Genomic DNA, 15,880 nt, shown 5'->3' on the forward strand with positions numbered 1-15,880 from the left:
GCGAGGCCTATGCGACTCTGATCTCGGTGAGTTTGATCCAAACCCATTCGGGATGCCGATCATCGTCGGACCATATGTCAACAGAGGTGCGTCCAAGAGATACGGGCACATTGATGTACCGAAACCCACCACTATTACTCAAACTCACGACGCCGCTTGGCGTATCTATAGATCCAGAGAAGAGTCTGATTCCTGTTCTGTCGCATTCCGCGTCTGTCAAAATGACAGTTGATGCGCCATCCACATAGGAATGGACCCAGAAGCAGATGCAGCTGTCGGTTGCGGTCACGAATGACCGGCCGGTATCGTCGGGAACAGCTTCCGGACTTTTGGGATCGGAAAGGAAAAGGACGGGGTATTCCGTCGTCGCCTGCATTTGGAACGTTGTCATCCCTCCCTCCTGTCGTGCAGATCCTATCCGGCAAGATCGACGCCCTTCTATGTTTTTGATGGGGTGGCGGATTTCCGCTTCTCGCCCAAAGACGCCGGTTTCAGCCGAGGCGCGGATGGGCCCTTCTTTTGTCCGACATGGTCTGACATCGGCGCTTTCCGCCTCCGCCGGATCGCGCCATGATCCTCTGGCCGGGGCCCGGAAGGGGGGCCGCCGGCGGAGCGAAAGGACATCCCATGACACCGACCATCGCCGTCATCGCCCCCGGGGCGATGGGCAGCGGCATTGCCCGGCGCCTGGCCGATAGCGGCGCCACCGTGCCGACCCTGCTCGACGGCCGCAGCGCCGCGACCGTCGCCCGCGCCAAGGCCGCCGGCATGCAGGCGGCCGACGAGGCGGCGGTCGCCGCCGCCGACATCATCCTGTCGATCGTGCCGCCGGGCGAGGCCAAGACCCTGGCCGAACGGCTGGCGCCGGCCCTGCGCGCGGCGGCCCGCAAGCCGGTCTATGTCGACTGCAACGCGGTCAATGTCGAGACCGTGCAGGCGATCGCGGCGATCGTCGCGCCGACCGGCGCCGGCTTCGCCGATGGCGGCATCATCGGCGGGCCGCCTGTGCCCGGCACGGCCGGGCCGGTGCTGTACCTGGCCGGGCCGGAGGCGGCGCGGCTCGGCGTGCTCGGCGATCTCGGCCTGCGCATCCACGTGCTGGACGGGCCGGTCGGCGCCGCCTCGGCGCTGAAGATGAGCTATGCCGGCATCACCAAGGGCCTGACCGGCCTGGCCGCCGCCATGATCCTCGGGGCCAGCCGCAACGGTGCGGCGCCGGCGCTGCATGCCGAGCTGGCGGCCAGCCAGCCGCAGCTGCTGGCCCGGTTCGAGAAGGGCCTGCCGGACATGTACGCCAAGGCCTATCGCTGGGTGGCGGAGATGCGAGAGATCGCCGACTTCCTCGGCCCCGACGACCCGGCCCGGCTGATCTATGAAGGCATGGCCGGGCTGTATGAGCGGCTGGCCGCCGATGTTGCCGGCGAGACGCGGGAGATCGCGGCGCTGGACGCCTTCCTGGCGACCGGCAAGGCCGACGCGGCGGCCTAGGTCCAGGGCGCCTTTGGGGGCGTAACCTCTCCCGCCTGTCCCCGGGTCAAGCCCGAGGAGGAGAGGTCGGGCTCGCGCAGCGAGGCCGGGTGAGGGCGGGTCCCGGCCTCGACAAAACCCCCTCACCCGGAGGCGCAAGCGCCTCCGACCTCTCCCGTAATCCCCGGGTCAAGCCCGAGGAGGAGAGGCAAAACCATCGATTTCTTTCATTGCTGCCTCTCCAACCTACACCGTCATGGCGAGGAGCGAAGCGACGTGGCCATCCAGTGGGCGCTGCCGCCTGGATGGCCACGCCCCTGCGGGGCTCGCCATGACGATGAGAGGATGCGCGAAAGTGGTTAGCTGCTGTCCGGGTTCGGCGGCTCCGGCTCGGGTCGGCCGGTGTCGGACTCGTCCGACTCTGCGGACCAGTCGTCCGCGGTCTCGCGATCGGCACCTTCGGTCTCCCGCGGCGGGACGGGCGTCATCTCGGCACCCTCGTCCCAGCTCTGCGGCAGCCGGACCGGCGGGTGGCCGATCTTGCGGCAGACTGCCCGCACGAATTCCTCTGCCGACAGCGTGTCCAGCTGCGCGTCGAGGATCTCGTCCTCGACCAGCGACTCCCACGCCATCGACCGCATGCACTCGACGTCGATTCCGCGCTCGGGCTGCGCCGTCGCCTCACCGACCATCTGGGCCGCGCGCTCCCGCCGCTGCCGGCGGCGCTGCTCCTCGCCCGAGGCCTTGCGCTCGTCCCGCCGGGTCATGAAGCCGGTGCGGATCCGGTCGGTCAGGGCGACCGTCAGACGCACCGAGCGCGTCAGCCGCGCCTGGATCAGGCCGAAAGCCGGCGGCGGCGCCTTCGGGTCGTGATGAGACCGCTCCTGCTGCCGCTCGGTCAGCCGCTTGCAGCGCATGTCGATCTCGGCCGCCTCGCGCAGCGTGGTCAGCGCCCAGCCCGTCCAATGCATGTCGGGGTCGGTCGGCCGGATCGGTTCGGATCGCGCCTCATTCATAGAACATAGCATGAACGAGAATCGCGCGTTAACGCAATGACACATTGCGTTCACCGCTTGGGCCGCAGCTTCAGCGCGGTTCCACGCCAGCCGATCGAACAGCCTCGAGTTTTTCCTGTGCCGTCTCGACAAGCGCCTGCAGCGTCGGGCGAGCCGGGGCGAAGAACGTCGTGCCGGTGTGCGGCGTCGAGAAATCCAGCAGCCGGTCGTAGGCGCCCGGCGGGTCGCCGATATACATCCGCTGCAGCATCTTCTCGATCACCCAGAGATATCGGGAATAGCCGATGAAATAGGTCCCGAATTCCTTCTGCCCCGGGCGCCCGAAGGGCATGTTGTCGCGCAATATGTCATATTCGTTGCCGCCGGCATCTGTGATGGTGGCGAGGGATTTGTGCGATTTGCGAGGGGCGTCGTCATCGTCGATTTCGATGTTGTCGATCTTCGTTCGGCCGATGATCTCCTCCTGGCGAGGTGTCGGAAGCCGCGCCCAGGCGCCGAGATCGTGCAGATACTTCTGAACGACGACATAGCTTCCGCCCGCGAAGTCGGCATCTTCATCGCCGACAAGCGCGGAGGCCGGCAAGTCGAGGCCGGTCGGGTTGGCCGTGCCGTCGACAAAGCCCAGAAGGTCACGCGCATCGAAATAGCGAAAGCCCGGGACTTCATCGACGACGGTCACGCCGGCGCCAAGGCTGTCGAGCAGGATGCGCTCGAATTCGAAGCACAGATCGGGACGTTCGGACCGGATATGGAAGAGAAGATCGCCCGGTGTCGACGGAGCCGTATGGACCGCTCCCTCGATCGGCGCAAACGGCCTCAGATCCCGCGGCCGCTTGTCGATGTGGAGACGATCCCAGAGATCGCGACCGATGCCGACGATGCAGGAGAGCCGGGCGGAAAGATCGCGGAACCCGACCGTCTTGACCAGATCGTCAAGTCCATCGAGCGCCGAGCAGACCTTCGCGAGGGCGGCCGGTTCGCTCGCGACGGTGACCACAAGAAAGACGGCTGCTCGCGACAAGGGCGCGTCGATGCTCTGCGCGTCGATCGGCACCCTGTCCCAACTCTTCCCCGACATTCCCGGCTGCTCCACGCCTTGTCCCGGGGAGGATTACAAACGCCGTGCCGCCTCCCGTCCAGAGTTCATGTCATCATGTGCGCCGGCATCAGGCTCGGCGGCGGCGGCCTCAAATTGCTCAGGAGCGGGATGCGACCCTAAGCCGACATCCGTGCAGCCGGCTTCGCCAGCCAATGCAATTGGTCGAGAAAGGCTGTGAACCTTGCCACGACCGCCGCAGGCGGAACCTCTCTATGCCATTGCCGCTCTCGAATCGCGGTGTCGAAATAGCGAAACTCAACCAATCCGGAAGCCAGCGGAGATATTCTCAGGTACGGGCCGGAGCCTGGAATAGCGTCTGTCTGCTGGATGCACAGATCGAACATCGAGGTCCAACCGAACAACGCAGACGCAAGTGGGCCATTTCCGATTTTCTCAGACAGGTCCGCGACAGCGTCGAGCGCAGGCCGAAAAAGATCCGCCTGTCGATCGGTGCCCCGAAGACGATATCGCCCCACTATGAGGGGCCAAGCAACGCTCCTCATGGAGGGTGAGAATATCCTGTCCATCCGGGGATGCTGTGACAATCTATCCAGGCTGTCAAACGACGGCTCTGACGTCAGCTTTCCGCCCTTTGCTGACGATCGGCAGCGATCGGTCTCCTTTGCGAGCCGCGTGCCCCGTCATCGAAGAGAGCGCCCGGCTATCCCGGCACCAGATGCTCGGCGGCCGCCCGCAGCAGCAGGATCTCCTGCAGCAGGCGCGACCGTTCCGGATCCGTGGCCGCCCCGTCCGGCGGCGGCGCGGCGGCGGGCAGGGCGCTGCCCTGGCGCAGCGCCGCGGCCAGGGCGGCGGTCTCGGCCCCGATCCACCGGCCGAACTCCGCATCCCCGGCGGTGTCGGCCGGCCGGTGCAGCGCGGCGGTGYCGGCCACGCCGGCGATCTGGCGGGCCAGGACCAGGATGGTCAGCCCGGCATCCAGCGCCTCACGCTGCCACCATGCCTCCAGCATGGTCCGGCCGTGCCCCGCCTCGGCATTGCCGCTGGCCAGCCCGGCCTCGCGCCGCGCCGCCTCGACCTCGTCGCCGTCATGGGCGAAGGCCAGGGCGGCGTAGCGGCCATTGGCCTCGATCGCCGCGGCCAGCAGCGGCCGGAACTGGCGGCCCTCGCGGCTCGGCCACAGCAGCAGCCCGGCCATCAGGCCGATGGCGCTGCCCAGCACGTTGTACAGCGCACGCGTCCAGGCCAGCGCCGGTTCGCTGGCGCCCGGCTGCGACAGCTCCACGACCAGGATGAACAGTGGGGTCAGGAAGAAGACGAAGATGCCGTAATTGACCTGCCGCATCGCCATGGTCGCGATCGCCAGCGGGAACACCGCGGCGGTCAGGGCCAGCGGCGTGTGCAGCACCAACCCGAGCAGGGCGGCCAGGCCGCCGCCCAGCACGCTGCCGACCGCGCGCTCCAGCGCCCGGGGCCAGGTCGCCGCCACCGACGACTGCAGCACCAGCACCGTCGCGATCGCCATCCAATAGGCATAGGAGAAGCCCAGCGCATGGCTCAGCAGCACCGCCGCGGTGGTCGCGACGGCGCAGCGCAGGGCGTGGCGCAGGATCTCGGACCGCAGGCTGAGATGCGCGCGCAGCGGCGCCAAGATGGCCGCGATGCCGCGGGATGCCGCGGCCGCCTGATCCCATGCCGGGGCCGGGCGGGCGCTGCCGGTGGCGCGGATCTCCTCCACGATCCGGGCCAGCCCGGCCGCGACCGGCCCCTCCATCTTCTCCGCCAGCAGGGCGAGGCGGTCCAGCGACCGCTGCGGCGCCGCCATCTCGCCAGGGCCGGTGTCGAAGGCGTGGGCCCGGCGATACAGCGTCAGCGCCAGGCGGCGCAGGGCCTGCCGCTCCTGCAGCCGGCGCCGGTCCGCCGACGGGCCGGCATGCTGGCGCAGATCCGACAGGGCGATTAACTGGCCGAAGATGCGCTCGGCGATGTCCAGCGCCACCAGGAGGCGCTCGGCGTAGTCGCCCAGGCCGCGGCCGCGCATCGCCCGGCCCAGCGCGGCCCGGGCGGTCTCGATCGCCGCGCGGACCGCCGGGCGATAGCGCTGCGCGTGCCGGGCCCAGTCCAGCGGCGCCGAGCGCGAATCCAGCCGCGCCATGCCGGCGGCCATGGCGGCCAGGCCGCGATAGGTCGTCGCCAGGCCGGCGCGGGCCGGCCGGAACGGATGGATGCGCCAGATCGACAGGGCCAGCGCCATGGCCCACAGGCAGCCGCCGAGATGGATGGCGGCGAACTCGGCCAGGTCGGCCGGGGAGGCGACGGTGTGGTCGACCGCGGTGACGCAGACGACGATGGCCAGGGTGCCGATCTGCCGCGCGGCGGCGCCATACGCCCCGGCCATGCCGCCGATCAGGGCGCAGGGGACCACGGCGGCCGCGGCCCAGCCCCAGCCCTGCGACGCGGCCGCGGCGCCGATGATCGCGAAGGCGGTGGACAGCAGGGCGAAGCCGGCCAGCGCCCGCACCCGGTCGCGGTTCGGCCCGCCGGGATCGGCCAGGCAGGTCCAGAAGGCGCCGATCGCGGCCCAGGCCAGGATCGGCGCCTGCAACAGGCTGCCGAGCGCGACCACGACGGCGCAGGAGGCGGCGGCGCGCAGACCTTCGCCGAGGCTGAGGCTGCGCGGCGAGACGGCGATGGCGGCACGGATCAGGGAGGGGCTCATCGGTCTCCAGGCTGGCGGCATGCCGCCGGTTCCGCGCTCCTCCCGTATCTTGTCGAGGCAGGATAGCCTGAGCGGCGGCCGATCGGCTGCGGCGACGGGACACGGCTGCGTTGCGATCGGAGGGCAGCGCGAGGGTGCCGTTTCGGGTCATGATCCCGGTCTCGCGCAGGCGGAAGGAGCAGGCTGATGGACTACCGGAACCTCGGGCGCAGCGGGCTGAAGGTGTCGCCGCTGTGCCTCGGCACCATGATGTTCGGCGGCCCGACCGACGAGCCGACGGCGACCCGCATCACCGACCATGCGCGGGAGGCGGGGATCAACTTTATCGACACCGCCGATGTCTACACCGGCGGGCGGTCGGAGGAGATTGTCGGCCGGGCGATTGCCACCCACCGCTCCTGGTGGGTGCTGGCGACCAAGCTGGCCAACCCGACCGGCGACGGCCCGAACGACCGCGGCCTGTCGCGACGCCGCGCCTTCCTGGCGGTCGAGGACAGCCTGCGCCGCCTCGGCACCGACACGATCGATATCCTCTATTTGCACAAGGAGGACGCGACCACGCCGCTGGCAGAGACGGTGTCGGCGCTGGGCGACCTGATCCGCCAGGGCAAGATCCGGTATTTCGGCGTGTCGAACTACCGGTCCTGGCGGGTGGCGGAGATCTGCCGGCTGTGCGACCAGGCCGGGATCGAGCGGCCGGTGGTCAGCCAGCCCTACTACAACCTGCTGAATCGGATGCCGGAGGCCGAGCACCTGCCGGCCTGCGCCCATTTCGGGCTCGGCGTCGTGCCCTACAGCCCGCTGGCCCGCGGCGTGCTGACCGGCAAGTACAAGCCGGGGACGGCGCCGGGCGAAGAGACCCGCGCCGGCCGCCAGGACAAGCGCATCCTGGAGACCGAATGGCGGCCGGAGAGCCTGGCGATCGCGGCCGAGCTGGCCGAGCACGCGCGGGGACGAGGCATCACGCCGGGGCAGTTCGCCGTGGCTTGGCTGCTGAACAACCGCATCGTCACCGCCCCGATCGCCGGCCCGCGGACCGAGGAGCAGTGGGCCRATTATCTCGGGTCGCTGGACTACGCCTTCACGGCGGAGGACGAAGCGCTGGTGAACCGGCTGGTGGTCACCGGCCACCCGTCGAGCCCGGGCTACAACGACCCGGCCTATCCGATCGAGGGCCGGGTGCCACGGGTGGGGTAGGGGCAGAGCCTGCCCCGAAATCCGCCCCGGCGGCCGTCTGACGCGGGTTTCTGCGCTTCCGGTGCTCACGGACGACCATGTCCGCTGCGCGCCGGTTCTCGACACCCACGCCAGCCGACTCACCAGGACGAATTTCGGGGCAGGCTCTCAGCGACCGTTTGGAAACGCATCTGGCGCGGCCGTCTGACGGCGGGCTCGAGCGCTTCCGGTGCTCAGGAACCGATGTCCGCTGCGCGCCGGTTCTCGAAACCACCGCCAGCCGACTCACGCCAGCGCATTTCCAAACGGTCTCTCAGCGGGTGGATGGGCGTGGGCCACCCGGACCTGGCCCCTCATTACCACTGTCCCCCTCCCCCCGCGGGAGGGGGTAGGGGGRGGGGGTGTCGATCGAAGAGAGCTGGCGGTGGTCTTCGGGCAACCGGCCGGCTGGTGGTCTCCTCCCATTCGCGCGCCGACGCGCGCAGACCCTCCCCCTGCCCCCTCCCGCAAGGGGAGGGGGAGGATAAACAAGGTCACGCCTGAGAACACCTTCCTACGCCGTTTCCGCCGCCTTGATCCCCAGATCCTCCTCCATCGCCTCTCTCATCCGGAACTTCTGGATCTTGCCGGTGACGGTCATCGGGAAGGCGTCGACGAAGCGGATGTAGCGCGGGATCTTCTGGTGCGCGATCTGGCCGTCGCAGAAGCCGCGCACCTCCTCCGCGCTCAGGGCCTCGCCCTCGCGGATGCGGATCCAGGCGCACAGCTCCTCGCCGTATTTCGGGTCGGGCACGCCGAACACCTGCACGTCCTGGATCTTCGGGTGGCGGTACAGGAACTCCTCGACCTCGCGCGGATAGACGTTCTCGCCGCCGCGGATCACCAGGTCCTTGATCCGGCCGACGATGTTGCAGAAGCCCTCGGCATCCAGCACCGCCAGGTCGCCGGAATGCATCCAGCCGGCGGCATCCGCCACCTCCGCCGTCTTGTCCGGCTGGTCCCAGTAGCCGCGCATCACCGAATAGCCGCGGGTGCACAGCTCGCCGCGCTCGCCGCGCGGCACGATCCGGCCCTCCGGGTCGACGATCTTGACCTCGAGATGGGGGTGGACCCGGCCGACGGTCGACACCCGCCGCTCCAGCGTATCGTCGACCGCGCTCTGGAAGCTGACCGGGCTGGTCTCGGTCATGCCGTAGCAGATGGTGATCTCGCCGATGTTCATCTGGCCTACCACCCGCTTCATCACCTCGATCGGGCAGGGCGACCCGGCCATGATGCCGGTGCGCAGGCTGGAGAGGTCGAACTCGCCGAAGCGCGGGTGGTCGAGCATGGCGATGAACATGGTCGGCACGCCGTAGAGCGCGGTGCAGCGCTCCTCCGCCACCGTGGCCAGGGTCGCCAGCGGGTCGAAGCCCTCGCCGGGATAGACCATGGCCGCGCCATGGGTGACGGCGGCGAGGTTGCCCATGACCATGCCGAAGCAATGGTACAGCGGCACCGGGATGCAGATCCGGTCCTGCTCGCCCAGCGCCAGGCCGCGGCCGACGAAGTACCCGTTGTTCAGGATGTTGTGGTGGCTGAGGGTCACGCCCTTGGGCGAGCCGGTGGTGCCGCTGGTGAACTGGATGTTGGCCGGGTCGTCGAATTGCAGCATGTCGGCCAACGTCGCCAGCCGATCCCGCTCCGCAGCGCCGCCGAGGCCGGCGACGCTGTCGAAGGGGATGGCGCCGGGCGCGGTGCCCCCGATCTGGATGACGCTGCGCAGCGCCGGCAGCTTGGCCGCCCGCAGGTGGCCGGGCTCGGCCGTCGCCAGCTCCGGCGCCAGGGTGTTCAGCATTCCGAGATAGTCGCTGGTCTTGAACGCGGTGGCGGTGACCAGGGCCGCGCAGCCGACCAGGTTCAGGGCGTATTCCAGCTCATGCAGCCGGTAGGCCGGGTTGACCGTGACCAGGATCAGACCGGCCTTGGCGGCGGCGAACTGGGTCAGCGCCCATTCCGCCCGGTTCAGCGACCAGATGCCGATGCGGTCGCCGGGTTGCAGGCCGAGGGCGAGCAGCCCGGCGGCGAAGGAATTCGCCTGCTCGGCGAGGTCGCGCCAGCTCCAGCGGATGCCCTGGGCCCCCCGGGCCCGGTCGATCAGCGCCGGGCGGTCCGGCCAGCGCGCGGCGGCGCGGTCCAGCGCCTGGCCGATGGTCTCGCCCAGCAGCGGTGCGTCGGAGATGCCGCTGACATAGCTTGGTCCGCCGACCATGGCGCGCCTCCCGATCCGCCTGACGTTTGCCGGGCAGTCTAGCGGGCAGGCGGCCGCTTGCGCAGCCGGAAAGCGGCTATTCGATCCAGCCGCGCACGTCGTTGGCCGCCACCAGCGCCTTGTCGAAGGCGCGCAGGTCGAAGCGGCGGACCTCCTCCTCCTCGGCGGCGGTCAGCGGGTCGGCGCGGCGCATCTCCGCCTCGGCCATCTCGTCCTCGCCGCGGCGCAGCAGCTCGGTGGCGTGCTTCCAGTTGAGCCGCTGCCGTGGGCCTGGGCCCGAGCCGGTCTGCGCCCAGTCGCGCAGGCCGATGCAGAGGGACGTGAACAGCAGCAGGCCGGGATCGCCATTCGATTCCTGGCTCATGGGGACTCCAAACGGTTCTGTTCCGGAATGACATGGTCCGGAGCCGTACAGGAGCAACCGGGACCCGAGACATGGACGGGCTGCACCAGCCCGTTCGCCGCCCGGACTAGCCCAGCCCGCATGCGGGCGTCAACGTTTGATGGGGTGGCCCGATCGGGCGGGGAGGGGTGTCCGGCGCGTCCTCCCCGCCCTGAATCTCAGGCCGGCTGGGCCGGCGCCACCGTGATCATCCAGGACACGCCGAAGCGGTCGGCGACCATGCCGAAGCGCGAGGAGAAGAAGGTCGGCGCCATCGGCATCTGCACCTGGCCGCCCTCGCCCAGGGCGGCGAAGACCTTCTCGGCCTCGGCGTCGCTGGCGGTCTCGAGCGCCAGGGAGACGCCCTTGAACTCCGGCTTGCCCTGGCACATGCCGTCGGAGGCCAGCAGCGTCGTGCCGCGGATGGTGACGCAGGCATGCATCACCTTCTCGGCCATGTCGGCGGTCATCGGGCCGCAGCCCTCCTGCGGCGGTGCGTCTCCCTGCGGCGGCGCGTCCTTGAAGCGGAACAGCTGCTCGACCTTGGCGCCGAGGGTGCGGGTGTAGAATTCGAGCGCCTCGTCGCAGCGCCCGTCGAAAAACAGATAGGGCTTGATGGCCTGGGAACCGGATTGCATGGCGGCGTTCCTCTCCTGGGTTTGGGTCTCGCACCGGCGGAAGGGAGCCGGTTCTGATCCAAGGACGTAGGACGCCGACGCGATCCGACAGCCCTGGTGAATTTTTCGGCACGGGCCGGTCTGGCGAAAAATTCAGCGCAGCCTCGGAACAAGTTCGGCCTCACGCCGGTTGGAAAGCGCGTCGACCTCATCCATGCGAGCGGGACGGCAGGCTCCAGACCGCCACGGTCGAGGCGCCCGGCGACGCTCGCGATCAGCATGCCCCGGTGACGGGGCCGCCCCCGGAAGAGAAAGGACCAGAATGAGCGGTTCTGCATCATCCATCAGCGCAAGAGTGGTCGCTGCCTATCGCTTCAGCCGCGAGGCGGGGGCGGACGAGTGGACCGCGTGCGAGAAGGCGCTCGATGTGTTTCGCCGGGTTCACCCGGACGCCTCCGCCGATTTCGCCAACACCTTCGTCTCTGAGGCACTGCGGGAGGCCTATCCGCCCGAACGCGTCGCGCGCCCCCCGGTGCCGGGCTCGGCGGCGCTCCGGCGCGCCATCCCTTCGACCGGGATCGGCGCTGGCCCGCACCCATAGCCTTCTTCTGATGGCGTGGCCGCAGGCGGGCTCTGCGGCCACTATCGGCTACGCGCATTTTGGACAGGTTCGACGATGAAGATCGCCCAGATCGCTCCCCTCTACGAAGCCGTGCCGCCCAAGCTGTACGGGGGCACCGAACGGATCGTCGCCCATCTGTCCGACGCGCTGGTCGATCTCGGCCATGACGTCACGCTGTTCTCCAGCGCCGATGCGCAGACCAAGGCGAGGCTGGTGCCGGTGCGCGACCAGGCGTTCCGGCTCGACCCCAGCCCGCTGAAATCCGACTACGCGGCGCATCTGTCGATGCTGCACGAGTTGCGGCGGCGGGCGGGCGAGTTCGACATCATCCATTTCCATGTCGACCTGATCCATTTCCCGGTGTTCGAGGCGATCGCCCACCGCACCGTGACCACCCTGCACGGAAGGCTGGACCTGAAGGACCTGCCGGGGGTCTATCGCTGCTGGCCGGAGTATCCGCTGGTGTCGATCTCGAACTCGCAGCGCCTGCCGCTGGCCGGCGCCAACTGGGCGGCGACAGTGCATCACGGGCTGGCGGAGGAGCTGTTTCACCCCACCGCCGCGCCGCGGGGCGACTATCTCGCCTTCCTCGGCCGGATCTCGCCGGAGAAGCGGCCGGACCGGGCGATCGAGATCGCCCGCCGGTCCGGCCGCCGCCTGCGCGTCGCGGCGAAGGTCGATGATGCCGACCGGATCTATTTCAAGGAGGCGATCGAGCCGCTGCTGTCCGACCCGCTGGTCGAGTTCATCGGCGAGATCGGGGACGACGCCAAGGCGGAGTTCCTCGGCAACGCTGCCGGGCTGCTGTTCCCGATCGACTGGCCCGAACCTTTCGGGCTGGTGATGATCGAAGCCATGGCCTGTGGCACGCCGGTGATCGCCTGGAACTGCGGCTCGGTGCCGGAGGTGATCGATCATGGCGTAAGCGGCTTCATCGTCCGGTCGATGGATGAGGCGGTGGCGGCGGTCGAGCGACTGCCTGAGCTGGATCGCGGCGAGATCCGCCGGAGCTTCGAGCGGCGCTTCTCCAGCCGGGTGATGGCCGAGCGCTATCTCGAGCTGTACGGTCGCCTGGCCGGCAAAAGCGGCGTGACCCCAGCCCTGCTGGCCGCCGAGTGAGCCGCCCCGAGCTGATTCCCGAGGAGCCGGTTCCGGATCAGGCCCCGCCGCCCGACCTCTCGGCCCGGCGCGTGCCGTTGCGGATGTATTCGCTGAAGCATGGCGACACCTTCCTGGTCGCCGACGCGCTCGGCAACATCGCCGGCGACGATGACGGGCTGTTCCACAACGACACCCGCATCCTGTCCCGCTTCATCGTCCTGCTCGGCGGCGAACTGCCGTCGCTGCTCGGCGCCGGGCTGAGCCAGGACAACGCCATCTTCACCACCCACTCGACCAACCGGACCCCGTCGCCGCTGGGCGACGAGGGGCTGCCGAACGGGGCGATCCATCTGCAGCGCTCGATGCTGCTGTGGAACGACCGGCTGTACGAGCAGATCCGGGTGGAGAATTTCGGCCAGGCCGAAGTGCGGGTCCCGCTCGCGATCCGCTTCGGCGCGGATTTCCACGACATGTTCGAGGTGCGCGGCGCCACCCGGCTGCGGCGTGGCCGGCTGGCCGCGCCAGAGCAGCGCGGCGACGCGGCGGTGCTGCGCTACCAGGGGTTAGACAAGGTCGGGCGCCAGGCTGTGATCCGGTTCTCGGAAGTGCCGCAGCGCCTCGACGGCGAGACGGCGGAGTTCCTGTTCCGCCTGCCGGGCCACGGTGCCTTCGACCTGTTCGTCGAGGTCGGGGCGGAGGAAGCGGCCGAGGCTCCCGGCCGGGCCCGGTTCCGCCACGCCTGCGCCCAGGCCAGGCGGCGGATGCGGGCGCTCTCGCGCTACGGCACGGTGCTGCGCACCTCCGGCCGGCTGTTCAACGACTGGATCGACAAGTCGCGCGCCGACCTGTCGCTGCTGGTCACCGAGCTGCCGACCGGGCCGTATCCCTATGCCGGCATCCCCTGGTTCTCGACCACCTTCGGCCGCGACGCGATCATCACCGCGCTGCAGACGCTGTGGCTGAGCCCGGCGCTGGCGCGGGGCGTGCTGCGGTTCCTGGCGTCGCGCCAGGCGCTGGAGGCGTCCGCCTTCAAGGACGCGCAGCCCGGCAAGATCATGCATGAGGCGCGGCGGGGCGAGATGGTCGCGCTCGGCGAGCTGCCCTTCGCCGAATACTATGGCGGGGTCGACACCACGCCGCTGTTCGTCATGCTGGCCGGCGCCTATGCCGGCCGCACCGGCGACATGGCGCTGATCGACGAGCTGTGGCCGGCGCTGCTGCGCGCCATCGGCTGGGTCGAGCGGGTGGCCGACGGCAACAGCGGCGGCTTCCTCGACTACGCCCGCAGCTCGGAGAAGGGGCTGTCGAACCAGGGCTGGAAGGACAGCCACGATTCCGTCTTCCACGCCGACGGCCGGTTCCCGGACGGGCCGATCGCGCTGGTCGAGGTGCAGGGCTATGCCTTCGCCGCCCTGCGCACCATGGGCGACCTCGCAGCCCAGCGCGGGCTGGCCGACGAGGCGACGCGATGGCAGGTGCGGGCCGAGGCGCTGCGCGTCGCGGTCGAAAGCCGGTTCTGGATGGAGGATCTGGGCTTCTACGCCCTGGCGCTGGACGGCCATGGCCAGCCCTGCCGGGTCCGTGCCTCCAATGCCGGCCATCTGCTGTATTGCGGCCTGCCGTCGCCGGAGCGGGCGGCGAGCGTCGCGCGGCAACTGCTCGACACGCCGTTCAACTCGGGCTGGGGCATCCGCACCCTGGCCCGCGGCGAGGCCAACTTCAACCCGATGTCCTACCACAACGGCTCGGTCTGGCCGCATGACGGGGCGCTCAGCGCCGCCGGCCTGGCCCGCTACGGCGAGCGCGCCGGCGTGGTCCGGCTGCTCAGCGGCCTGTTCGAGACGGCGGTGCATTTCGACATGCGGCTGCCGGAGCTGTTCTGCGGCTTCCCGCGGGCGCGGGGCGAGGGGCCGATCGCCTATCCGGTCGCCTGCCTGCCGCAGGCCTGGGCCTCCGGCGCCGTGTTCATGATGCTGCAGGCCTGCCTCGGTCTGCGGGTCGACGGCGCCCGCAACCGCATCCGCATCGACCGTCCGCATCTGCCGATCGGCATCGAGACCCTGACGGTCGAGGCGCTGCCGGTGGGAGAGCGGCACGTCACCCTGACCTTCCGGCGCATCGGCGACCAGGTGGTGGTGTCGCCGCAGGGCGTCCGGCCGCCGGAGGTCGACATCATCGTGCGAATGTGATCTTTCGCCCGGCTGATGTGCCTGTGGAACGCGTGGCCTGTCCCGCTTGCGAGATCTTTTCAGAACACCGACCCATCCCTTTGCCGTCATTCCCGCGAAAGCGGGAATCTCTGTCCAATCAAAGCGTTACGAGATCCCCGCTTCCGCGGGGATGACGGATGGGGGATTTCGAAAGGTCTCGTACGACAGAGGCAACGCGAGCTCTGTGTCCGAGGGCTATACCAACCCTCATTGACGATGACCCATGATGCTCACCGTCATGGCGAGCCCCGCAGGGGCGTGGCCATCCAGGTTGGCGGGGCCTGCTCCGACGGCGGGACTGGATGGCCACGCTTCGCTCGCCATGACGCTTGATGTCGGCTGCGGCGAGGGTCGGTTCTGCCACATGCTGCAGCGGGGGCATCCGCATCCACAATTGGCACCGGCCGCTCGGCCGCTATATGGCGGCGCTGCTGGGCCAGGGGCTGGTCCTGCGCTTTTTCGCCGAGCCCCAGGCGGCGGCCGACGCGCGGCGGAGCGGTACCGGCGCATGCCGTATTGCACTGTGACGGAGTGGCGGAAGCCAGGCTGACGTCCGGCGACCATTTCGCCGCGCATCCTACGAACGAATGACGCCCCGCCTGCCCGGATCTGGGAGTCTTCCGATGGCACTCTGAGGGCGTTGCCACGCGAGCATTCCGCGGGCGCCTTGCTTACGGCAGCGGCGCTTCGGCTGGCGCCTCAGGGGCCACAACGCTGCTCCCTGCGGATGGATCGATGACGCCCGACCTCACTCTCAAGACGATCATGGGGTTCGCCCTGAGCTATGCGGGCATCCTTGCGATCCCCGGACCCAACATGCTGGCCATCGGCGGCATCGCCGCCCTGCGGGGCCGGCGCGCGGCCCTGCCGTTCTGCATCGGCATGGCCATCGGCGCCGGCCTCCTGGCTCTGGTCCTGCACCAGACTCTGAGCCTCTCGACGCCCCTGCGCGGGGCCGAACTGCCAGGACGCGCCGCCGGCGCGCTTCTCCTGGCGCTCATGGCGCTGCAACTGCTGCGGCAGCGCGCCTCGGTCGACGAGCCGGGCCAGGCGGGGCAGGGACGCGGCGAAGGCCCGGTGTTCGTCGCCTTCGGCGCCGGTCTCTGCATCGCCGCCACGAACCCGCTGACCGGTGCGTTCTTCCTGTCGCAGTTTCTCGGCATGGTGTCGCAGCTGCCCGGTCCGGCACAGACCTACGTGCTGCTGCTGGTGCCGCTGGAGGCGCTCGGCGTCGCCCTGCTGGCGGCCTCGCTGCTCGGCAG

Annotated in this window: 13 protein-coding genes; 6 read left to right on the forward strand and 7 right to left on the reverse strand. The window is 69.6% G+C overall.

Annotated features, from left to right (window positions below; genetic code table 11):
- Window positions 1-7 precede the first annotated feature (7 nt).
- On the reverse strand, window positions 8-391 hold the full coding sequence (locus AB4Z01_RS16810) for a hypothetical protein (protein WP_441695603.1): 384 nt from the start codon (window positions 389-391) through the stop codon (window positions 8-10).
- A 236-nt stretch (window positions 392-627) separates the two neighbouring features.
- On the opposite strand from AB4Z01_RS16810, the gene AB4Z01_RS16815 reads away from it, so the two are divergent.
- Complete coding sequence (locus AB4Z01_RS16815) at window positions 628-1,488, forward strand: DUF1932 domain-containing protein (RefSeq protein WP_441695605.1); 861 nt, start codon at window positions 628-630, stop codon at window positions 1,486-1,488.
- 338 nt (window positions 1,489-1,826) lie between these two features.
- On the opposite strand, the gene AB4Z01_RS16820 is transcribed toward AB4Z01_RS16815, so the two are convergent.
- From AB4Z01_RS16820 to AB4Z01_RS16830, 3 genes are all read right to left on the reverse strand, one after another.
- The gene (locus tag AB4Z01_RS16820) at window positions 1,827-2,483 is read right to left on the reverse strand and encodes a hypothetical protein (RefSeq protein ID WP_441695607.1); all 657 of its coding nucleotides are present in this window, start codon (window positions 2,481-2,483) and stop codon (window positions 1,827-1,829) included.
- Between the two features lie 70 nt (window positions 2,484-2,553).
- The gene (locus AB4Z01_RS16825; protein WP_441695609.1) at window positions 2,554-3,537 is read right to left on the reverse strand and encodes a Dyp-type peroxidase; all 984 of its coding nucleotides are present in this window, start codon (window positions 3,535-3,537) and stop codon (window positions 2,554-2,556) included.
- A gap of 706 nt (window positions 3,538-4,243) precedes the next feature.
- Window positions 4,244-6,259, reverse strand: a complete 2,016-nt coding sequence (locus tag AB4Z01_RS16830) for an FUSC family protein (protein WP_441695610.1) — start codon at window positions 6,257-6,259, stop codon at window positions 4,244-4,246.
- A 186-nt stretch (window positions 6,260-6,445) separates the two neighbouring features.
- On the opposite strand from AB4Z01_RS16830, the gene AB4Z01_RS16835 reads away from it, so the two are divergent.
- Window positions 6,446-7,456, forward strand: a complete 1,011-nt coding sequence (locus tag AB4Z01_RS16835; RefSeq protein ID WP_441695612.1) for an aldo/keto reductase — start codon at window positions 6,446-6,448, stop codon at window positions 7,454-7,456.
- Between the two features lie 532 nt (window positions 7,457-7,988).
- Here AB4Z01_RS16835 and AB4Z01_RS16840 read toward each other — a convergent pair.
- The 3 genes from AB4Z01_RS16840 to AB4Z01_RS16850 all read right to left on the reverse strand — a co-directional run bounded on the left by AB4Z01_RS16840 (window position 7,989) and on the right by AB4Z01_RS16850 (window position 10,706).
- Window positions 7,989-9,686, reverse strand: coding sequence for an AMP-binding protein (locus AB4Z01_RS16840; protein WP_441695614.1), 1,698 nt, complete (start codon window positions 9,684-9,686; stop codon window positions 7,989-7,991).
- 76 nt (window positions 9,687-9,762) lie between these two features.
- Window positions 9,763-10,050, reverse strand: a complete 288-nt coding sequence (locus AB4Z01_RS16845) for a hypothetical protein (protein ID WP_441695615.1) — start codon at window positions 10,048-10,050, stop codon at window positions 9,763-9,765.
- A 197-nt stretch (window positions 10,051-10,247) separates the two neighbouring features.
- Window positions 10,248-10,706: a VOC family protein gene (locus AB4Z01_RS16850; protein WP_441695617.1), complete on the reverse strand. Its 459-nt coding sequence runs from the start codon at window positions 10,704-10,706 to the stop codon at window positions 10,248-10,250.
- A gap of 301 nt (window positions 10,707-11,007) precedes the next feature.
- On the opposite strand from AB4Z01_RS16850, the gene AB4Z01_RS16855 reads away from it, so the two are divergent.
- The 4 genes from AB4Z01_RS16855 to AB4Z01_RS16870 all read left to right on the forward strand — a co-directional run.
- Complete coding sequence (locus AB4Z01_RS16855) at window positions 11,008-11,286, forward strand: hypothetical protein (RefSeq protein WP_441695619.1); 279 nt, start codon at window positions 11,008-11,010, stop codon at window positions 11,284-11,286.
- A gap of 75 nt (window positions 11,287-11,361) precedes the next feature.
- Window positions 11,362-12,426: a glycosyltransferase family 4 protein gene (locus AB4Z01_RS16860; RefSeq protein WP_441695620.1), complete on the forward strand. Its 1,065-nt coding sequence runs from the start codon at window positions 11,362-11,364 to the stop codon at window positions 12,424-12,426.
- A complete protein-coding gene (locus AB4Z01_RS16865; protein WP_441695622.1) occupies window positions 12,423-14,597 on the forward strand; it encodes an amylo-alpha-1,6-glucosidase in 2,175 nt (724 codons plus the stop codon). The genes AB4Z01_RS16860 and AB4Z01_RS16865 overlap by 4 nt, the downstream gene beginning before the upstream one ends.
- Window positions 14,598-15,353: 756 nt before the next feature.
- A partial coding sequence (locus AB4Z01_RS16870; RefSeq protein ID WP_441695624.1) for a LysE family transporter occupies window positions 15,354-15,880 on the forward strand: 527 nt, incomplete at its 3' end.

Origin of the sequence: Inquilinus sp. YAF38, from assembly GCF_052113205.1 — a bacterium.
Taxonomy (GTDB): Bacteria; Pseudomonadota; Alphaproteobacteria; order DSM-16000; family Inquilinaceae; genus Inquilinus.

What these genes read in the sequence shown, in the direction of transcription:
- AB4Z01_RS16860 (WP_441695620.1), top strand. Translation starts at nt 11,362, where the DNA reads ATGAAGATCGCCCAGATCGCTCCCCTCTACGAAGCCGTGCCGCCCAAG.
- AB4Z01_RS16810 (WP_441695603.1), bottom strand. Translation starts at nt 391, where the DNA reads ATGACAACGTTCCAAATGCAGGCGACGACGGAATACCCCGTCCTTTTC.
- AB4Z01_RS16845 (WP_441695615.1), bottom strand. Translation starts at nt 10,050, where the DNA reads ATGAGCCAGGAATCGAATGGCGATCCCGGCCTGCTGCTGTTCACGTCC.
- AB4Z01_RS16850 (WP_441695617.1), bottom strand. Translation starts at nt 10,706, where the DNA reads ATGCAATCCGGTTCCCAGGCCATCAAGCCCTATCTGTTTTTCGACGGG.
- AB4Z01_RS16820 (WP_441695607.1), bottom strand. Translation starts at nt 2,483, where the DNA reads ATGAATGAGGCGCGATCCGAACCGATCCGGCCGACCGACCCCGACATG.
- AB4Z01_RS16815 (WP_441695605.1), top strand. Translation starts at nt 628, where the DNA reads ATGACACCGACCATCGCCGTCATCGCCCCCGGGGCGATGGGCAGCGGC.
- AB4Z01_RS16855 (WP_441695619.1), top strand. Translation starts at nt 11,008, where the DNA reads ATGAGCGGTTCTGCATCATCCATCAGCGCAAGAGTGGTCGCTGCCTAT.
- AB4Z01_RS16840 (WP_441695614.1), bottom strand. Translation starts at nt 9,686, where the DNA reads ATGGTCGGCGGACCAAGCTATGTCAGCGGCATCTCCGACGCACCGCTG.